Below are 2,250 nucleotides of genomic sequence, written 5' to 3'. Positions count from 1 at the left end.
GGTTCTGGCTCAGCTTTCGTGCCGAGTGACGCTCCGTTATGGCTGGACGTAGAAGAGAGCGATGGAAGCGGGTGGCGGGGCAAGCACTGCGCGAAGGCTGGTGAGTATGGCTCGCCACTGCTTCCAGTCCTCTGGGTCGACCCAGTTTGAGGCCAGCCCGTCCTCGTCGCTGGCGATGCGGGCGAGGGCTTCGTCGGCGAGTGCCCGAAGGTCGGAAGGGAACACGGGCATAGGTGTTTCCGGACCGTAGGACATGTCGACGGGTTCGCCTCCCGGACATTGCGCCGCGATGAGTGCAGCGGCGGCCACCGCCTCTTCTGCTTCCGTGAGATAGCCGGTGGCGTCGATCGTCCGGATGAGGACGCCTCGGATCAGGGCTTCGCGCGCCTCGGGCTCGGCGTCGTCGAGAGCGTTGGCGAAGTCCGCTGCTGTGTCGTTGTCAAAGGGACCGGTATCCCAGGTGCCCATGCTGATCTCCCTTGCGTAAGGTCGCCCGGATCCTCGCATCAGGGACTGACACCATGACTACGGGGCGAGCAGGACCCGTTTGCGCAGGAGGTCGAAGCCTGCGCGGCCGAACATCTGGCGCTTGAGCATCTTGATCCGATTGACGTGGCCTTCGACGACTCCGGAGCTCCAGGGCAGCGTCAGGCCGGCGATGACCGCGTCGCGGTCTCGGTCGATTCCTGCCGCGAGAGTGTGGAGGCTGGGCAGGTCGTCCTGGCGGACAGCGTCGAGCCACTGCGGGAGTCGTTCCCCCTGGCGCTCGGTGAGCATGTGGGCGAAGGACCGGACGTGACCGGTCAGGGCATCGAGTTCGGGACAGTTGGCCAGGACGGCCTTGAGCCGGAGCTGTTCGATCTCGGTCAGCGTCTCGGGTCGGCTGAGGATCCATCTCGTCACCACGCGGGGTGCCGGCGGTTGCGCGGTCACCGGCCGTGGCGAGGTGCGCTTCTCTCGCAGGTAGGCGCTGACCCGGCCGTAGCTGCCTCGATAACCCAAGGGAACGATCTCCTCCCAGAGCCTCCAGGCGTTGGTGCAGCCCTCGTCCCAACGTTCGTCCAGGTAGGGCTTGTACTCGTCGAGAACGGAGGTCCTGTTGTGCTGCCACTGACCGCGAAAGAGGTCTTCAGGCTTCGCAGCGTCGGCGAGGCTCTTGACGGTGCGGTGGGTCATCCGGAGCTGACGCCCGATGGAACGGCGGCTGTGGCCGGCTTCCAGCAGCGCATGGACCGTGGCGTGCCTGGCTCGGACGCGATTGGCGAACCGCTCGCTCCGCCATAGCGAGCCCGCCTTCTCCTCGGGCGGCGCCGGTGGTTCGGCCTTCGCCTCACGATCGGGGACCAGAACGCGAAGGCACTGGCGGTGGCGGGCGACCGCCCGCTCAGCGGCTTCCCCGAGGTTGTGCCACAAGTGCCAGCGGTCGGCGACCTGCGTCGCCTGGGGTGCCCCGGCAGTGGCGCCTTCCGCGAAGAACGGCGCGCGGTCCCGGCAGACGACCTCGATCCCTGGCCGCCGGGCGAGCCAGGCGGCCAGGCTCGATGCTTCTCGATCAGGCAGGAGATCAATCGGCCGGCGGGTTTCGACGTCCACCAGGACAGTGCCGTAGTGGCGGCCCTTGCGGGTGGCGTATTCGTCGACGCCGACCACCCGCGGCGTCGGCACCTCCGGCTCGGGCAGCGCCTTGACCAGGCGTAGGACCGTACTCCGGCTGATGGACATGCCGAGCACGGCAGCCAGGCGGGCGCCGGCTCGACCAGCCAGGGCGAGGCCGACTGCGGTCAGAGTGGAACGCAGCCGCTCGGTGCGCTGGCCATGCCTGCGGGTGAGGCCGGATATCTGCTCCACGAACGTCTGACGTGGGCACTTGGTGTTCCCGCACCGGAACCGCCGGACCCGCAGCTGGAGTACGACGCTTCGTCCGGCGCTCGGGACGTCAGCGAGAAACCGCTGGTAGGAGCTGTGAACTCGGGTCGAGCAGACTCCGCATCCCGAGCAGGCGGCGCCGGCCGTGGTGCACTGCGCGTCAAGGCGCACCTTCTCGACATCTACGTCCACCGACAGCACCGCGATGTCCGCGATCGTCGGGAACAACAGCGTCTTCAGCCGGAGTGCAACGTCTTCCACGGCCCGGACTGTCAGCCTAGCGGCACTGACCACCATCCATTTTCGGGCGACTTCGTATGCCGTCCGGAGGCGCTCAGCCGTCACTCACCGTGGCCACTGCACGGAAGCTGTGCCAGAACCCGA

General features: G+C 67.6%; 2 protein-coding genes. Both read right to left on the bottom strand.

What is annotated here, in order from left to right; translation table 11 throughout:
• Positions 1 to 36: 36 nt before the first annotated feature.
• The gene (locus ACWCQ6_RS36905; RefSeq protein WP_451096829.1) at positions 37 to 468 is read right to left on the bottom strand and encodes a DUF4259 domain-containing protein; all 432 of its coding nucleotides are present in this window, start codon (positions 466 to 468) and stop codon (positions 37 to 39) included.
• Positions 469 to 525: 57 nt separating this feature from the next.
• Positions 526 to 2,163, bottom strand: coding sequence for an ISL3 family transposase (locus ACWCQ6_RS36900; protein ID WP_451096827.1), 1,638 nt, complete (start codon positions 2,161 to 2,163; stop codon positions 526 to 528).
• Between the last annotated feature and the right edge of the window lie 87 nt (positions 2,164 to 2,250).

The organism is Streptomyces sp. NPDC001880 (assembly GCF_053594575.1).
The sequence above is the reverse complement of the archived record's forward strand: the minus strand, read 5'-3'. Positions and strand labels throughout refer to the sequence as shown.